4 protein-coding genes are annotated in these 4,712 nt (G+C 66.1%); 1 reads left to right on the top strand and 3 read right to left on the bottom strand.

The features are described 5' to 3' along the window. Window positions 1-290 precede the first annotated feature (290 nt). Window positions 291-1,475, bottom strand: a complete 1,185-nt coding sequence (locus QZY48_RS31760; RefSeq protein WP_295438215.1) for an acetyl-CoA C-acyltransferase family protein — start codon at window positions 1,473-1,475, stop codon at window positions 291-293. Window positions 1,476-1,751: 276 nt separating this feature from the next. Here QZY48_RS31760 and QZY48_RS31765 point away from each other — a divergent pair, with 276 nt between their 5' ends. Further along, on the top strand, window positions 1,752-2,180 hold the full coding sequence (locus tag QZY48_RS31765) for a phasin family protein (RefSeq protein ID WP_295438217.1): 429 nt from the start codon (window positions 1,752-1,754) through the stop codon (window positions 2,178-2,180). A gap of 185 nt (window positions 2,181-2,365) precedes the next feature. Here QZY48_RS31765 and QZY48_RS31770 read toward each other — a convergent pair whose 3' ends face one another. Further along, a complete protein-coding gene (locus QZY48_RS31770; RefSeq protein WP_295438220.1) occupies window positions 2,366-4,408 on the bottom strand; it encodes an acyl CoA:acetate/3-ketoacid CoA transferase in 2,043 nt (680 codons plus the stop codon). Between the two features lie 69 nt (window positions 4,409-4,477). Then, on the bottom strand, window positions 4,478-4,712 hold a 235-nt coding region (locus QZY48_RS31775), incomplete at its 5' end, for a hypothetical protein (protein ID WP_295438223.1).

A 4,712-nucleotide genomic window follows, 5' to 3' on the forward strand; every position in this document is an offset into this window, starting at 1 on the left:
ATGAGACTGGGCAAGTATTCGAGCCTGTTTTATCAGTTATATAGCGCTTAATCGTGATGCGGTTTCGAGCCAAAAGCGCCGCAAATTGCTATTTTGTGCCGATTTCGCCCCGATTTCGCCTCGGCGCGCTGAGAAATCTCTATTATTTACAATAGCATAATACTTTCACAGTCTCGGATGCCCCGTCCGGCACGAGCCGGCATTAGAGTGGACGGGGAAAATGCCCGTCCGGCATGAGAACGCTGCCGCGGCGCCCGGGCCAAGGCCCGAGCGCCGCGGCGGGGCGACAATCAGCCCATCCGCTCGAAGATCGCCGCGATGCCCTGACCACCGCCGATGCACATGGTCACCAGGGCGTACTTGCCGCCGGTGCGATGAAGTTCATAGATGGCCTTGGTCGCGATGAAGGCGCCGGTGCAGCTCACCGGGTGGCCCAGGGCGATGGCACCGCCGTTCGGGTTGGTCTTGGCCGGGTCGAGCTCGAGTTCCTTGGCGACCGACAGGGCCTGGGCGGCGAAGGCCTCGTTGGACTCGATGACATCCATCTGGCCCAGCGTCAGGCCGGCCTTCTTCAGGGCCAGGCGGGTCGACGGGATCGGACCCTCGCCCATGGTCTCATGCGGTACGCCGGCCACGGCATAGGAGACGAGCCGGGCCATGGGCTTGTAGCCCGCCTTGGCGGCCACATCGGCCGCGGCCAGGACGAAGAAGGCGGCGCCGTCGTTGATGCCGGAGGCATTGCCGGCGGTGACGGTGCCGTCCTTCTTGAAGGCCGGCTTCATCTTGGCCAGGGCCTCCAGCGTGACGCCGGCCCGCGGATGCTCGTCGGTGTCGAACACCACCTCACCCTTGCGGGTCTGCTTGACGATCGGCATGATCTGGGACTTGAAATGACCACCGGCGATGGCGGCGGCGGCCCGGCGCTGGGACTCGACGGCGAAGGCGTCCTGCGCCTCCCGGGTGATGCCGTACTTGACGGCGAGGTTCTCGGCGGTGATGCCCATGTGGCCGACGCCGAAGGGGTCGGTCAGGACGGCGACCATCGAGTCGAGCGCCGTGGTGTCGCCCATGCGCGCGCCGGAGCGCAGGGCGCCCAGCATGTAGGTGCCCTTGGACATGACCTCCACGCCGCCGCCGATGCCGTAGTCGGCATCGCCCAGCATGATGTTCTGCGCGGTGGTGACGATCCCCTGAAGGCCGGAGCCGCACAGCCGCGACACCCCCATGGCAACCGACTCGATCGGCAGCCCGGCCTGGATGGAGGACACGCGCGAGACATAGGCGTAGCGCGAGTCGGTCGGGATGATATTGCCGACGGTCACGTAGCTGATCAGCTTGGGATCGACCCCGGAGCGGGCGATCGCCTCCTTCATCACGATGCCGGCCAGTTCGCTGGCCTCGAAATCGGCCAGAGAACCACCGAAGGCGCCAATGGGCGAGCGCACGGCGCTCAGAACGACAACATCTCTACTCATGCGGGTATCTCCTCGTTTCGTGTTGGATAGTTGATGGTGGTGGTGAGTCCACCCGGGTCGGGGGGACTGGGGTTTGTGGTCTGGGGTGGCGATCGTAAAGCCTGCGGCCGAAACCGCCAAGCGCCGCGGCGTTCCACGCCCCCGGAACGGGTGACGGGCGGGTCCCGGGACGGCTGCCCGGTGATTCCGATTTGACCCTGATCCCGCCGCTCACATAAAGTGCGGGTTCGCCGCCATTGTACGCGGCCAGCCAAACGACCAGAGGAGAACCTGAAAATGAGCGACACCAAGAACCCCTTCACCGATTTCGAGTCCCTGTTCAAGCAGATGCAGATCCCGGGCCTGGACATGGACGCGATGATGGTGGCGTACCGCAAGAACATCGAGGCGGTCACTGCGGCCACCAAGGCGGCCAGCGACGGCGCGCAGGCCCTGATCAAGCGCCAGACCGAGATCGTCAAGGACGCCCTGGAGCAGATGCGCGTGGCGACCTCCGAGCTGTCCTCCGTCAAGGATCCCAAGGAACTGACCGAAAAGCAGGCGGAACTCGCCAAGCAGGCATTCGAGAAGGCCTTCGCCAACGTGAAGGAACTGGCCGAGGTCATGACCAAGTCCAACACCGACTCCCTGGAAATCATCCAGTCGCGGATGAACGAGGGGCTCGCCGAGATCCAGGACATGGTGAAAAAGGTCACCAAGACCTGAGGTCTTGCCGGGCGGGTTTCCCGACCCGCCCGGCACCGGAAGATCAAGAGATTCTCTCACGGAGACACGGAGGCACGAAGAGAGAAATTTCTTCTAAGAACATAATGATGGGGTTCCGGCGGGCAGCCTTTGCCCAAGTGCTTGCGGCATTGCCTCCCGGCGCGCGCTTGCCGGGCTCAGTCGTTTCAGCGCTTGAGTGTTTCTTCTCCGTGTCTTCGTGTCTCCGTGAGAGGACTTGAGGCACCGTCCTCGTGCAGCGGCGCGCGCGCCTCCTCCTCGCTTTCGTAGATGTGGGGGGCCAAGGGGCGTGCGGCCAGGGCGCGGCCAAGCTTCATGCGTAGGAAGGTGCTGGTGGTGTAGCGGGTTACCCCCGCATAGTAACGCCCGGCCAGGTCCTTCACCATGGCGATGTAGGCCTCCTCCAGGTCCGGGCGGATGCTGAAGTGATCGTAGTTGAGGATCACGTCCACCTTGCGGCCCAGGGACCCAAGCTTGGCGGTGACCGCCGCCCGCACCGCGGCGATATCCTCCTCGGTCTTGATGGCCAGGCGCTCGAAGTTGACGAAAAAGCGCTGCGAGCGCGGGTCGTAAGTCAGGCGCTCGTCCAACGGGATCTCCAACAGGTCGGCCCGCAGTCCCATCGAGGGATGGCGGAAGATGCGCGCGTCCATCAGGCGCGGGGGCCAGTCCATGATCGGCCGGAAGGCCATGCGCGCCAGGATGTCGCGCTCCAGATCCACCCCCGGGGCGATCTCGATCAGTTCCAGGCCGTCCGGACGCAGACGAAAGACACAGCGCTCGGTCACATAGAGCACCGGCTGACCCTTGGCAACGGCATAGCGGCCGCTGTAGGTGCGATGTTCGACCTGCTCCACGAACTTGGCCGCGGGCCCGTCCTCGTGGATCTCCAGGCGGCCGTCCGCCACCGCGAGCCGACACTTGCCGGCGGTGAAGGTGCCGACGAAGACCAGGGTCTTGGCACTCTGGCTGATATTGATGAAGCCCCCGGCCCCGGCCAGCTTGCTGCCGAACTTGCTGACATTGACGTTGCCCTCGCGGTCCGTCTGGGCCATCCCCAGGCAGGCCAGGTCCAGGCCCCCGCCGTCGTAGAAATCGAACTGGGCCGGCTGGTCGATGATCGCCTGGGCGTTGCGGGCGGCACCGAAATTGAGCCCCCCGGCGGGCAGACCGCCGATGGTCCCGGGCTCGGTGGTCAGCGTCAGGAGTTCCAGGATGCGCTCCTCATGGGCCACGTTGGCCACCCCCTCCGGCATCCCGATCCCCAGATTCACCACGCTGTTGGGCTTGAGCTCACAGGCCGCGCGGCGCGCGATGATCTTGCGCGGGTCCAGCGGCATGGGGGCGACGGAGCGCATCGGCGCGCGCATCTCGCTCGCAAAGGCGGCATCGTAGGGCGTGGCGAAGGTCTGCCAGTGGTGCTCCGGGGCCTCGGCAACCACCACACAGTCCACCAGCACCCCGGGGATCTTCACCGCCTTGGCCGGCAGCGAGCCGCGCTCGGCGATGCGCTCCACCTGCACGATCACCAGCCCCCCCGAATTGTGGGCGGCGGTGGCGATGGCCAGGGCCTCCAGGAACAGGGCCTCCTTCTCCATCGTGATGTTGCCGTCCGAGTCCCCGGTCGTCCCGCGCAGCAGGGCCACGTCCACCGGCCGACTGGGGTAGAACAGATACTCCTGGCCCTGGAGGGTCACCACTTCCACGATCTCCTCGGTGGTGCGCGCGTTGAGCCTGCCGCCCCCATGGCGGGGGTCCACGAAGGTACCGAGCCCGATGCGCGAGAAGACCCCCGGACGCCCGGCCGCCACGTCCCGAAACCAGTGCGAGATCACCCCCTGGGGCAGGTTGTAGGCCTCGATCCGGTTGCCCGTCGCCAGCCGGCCGAGCTTGGGGGCCAGGCCCCAGTGGCCGCCGATGATGCGCCGCAGCAGCCCCTCGTGGGCCAGGTGGTTCAGGCCCCGCTCACCGCCGTCGCCCTGCCCGGCGGCATACATCAGGGTCAGGTCGCGGGGCTCGCCGGTCTCCAGAAAGCGCTCCTCCAGGGCTACGGCCAGGCCTTCGGCAAAGCCGATCCCGACAAAGCCGCCGGTCGCCAGGGTGTCGCCGCTGTCGATCAGGCGCACCGCGTCGCGCGCCGTGACCACCTTCCCCAGGCTGTCCAGGCTGTCCAGGGTCCGGGAGACGAGTAACGGGTGTGGCTTGCTCATGACGTGGACCAGAGTCTCCGCGGTGAAGGATAGAACAGGATGGCGAGGGCAATTCGGCGAAGCGCGATCTTAGCCCGAATGGGCCTGGATGGTAGTCCCGATCGAGCCTCCGGGACCCCGGGGCCTGAATTTTCCGCGGACGCGGGCGTCTCGGCCACAACCCTGGCCCCGCCGACCCGACTGGCGGCCCGCGGCGGCGGCGCAGGGTGCGATCAGAACTGATGTGGTGACCGAGATCCCGGGTCCGCTGTCGTTGTCGTTGTCGTTGTCGTTGTCGTTGTCGAAAAATCCGACCACGATTACG

Source organism: uncultured Thiodictyon sp. (genome assembly GCF_903828115.1).
Classification (GTDB): Bacteria; Pseudomonadota; Gammaproteobacteria; order Chromatiales; family Chromatiaceae; genus Thiodictyon.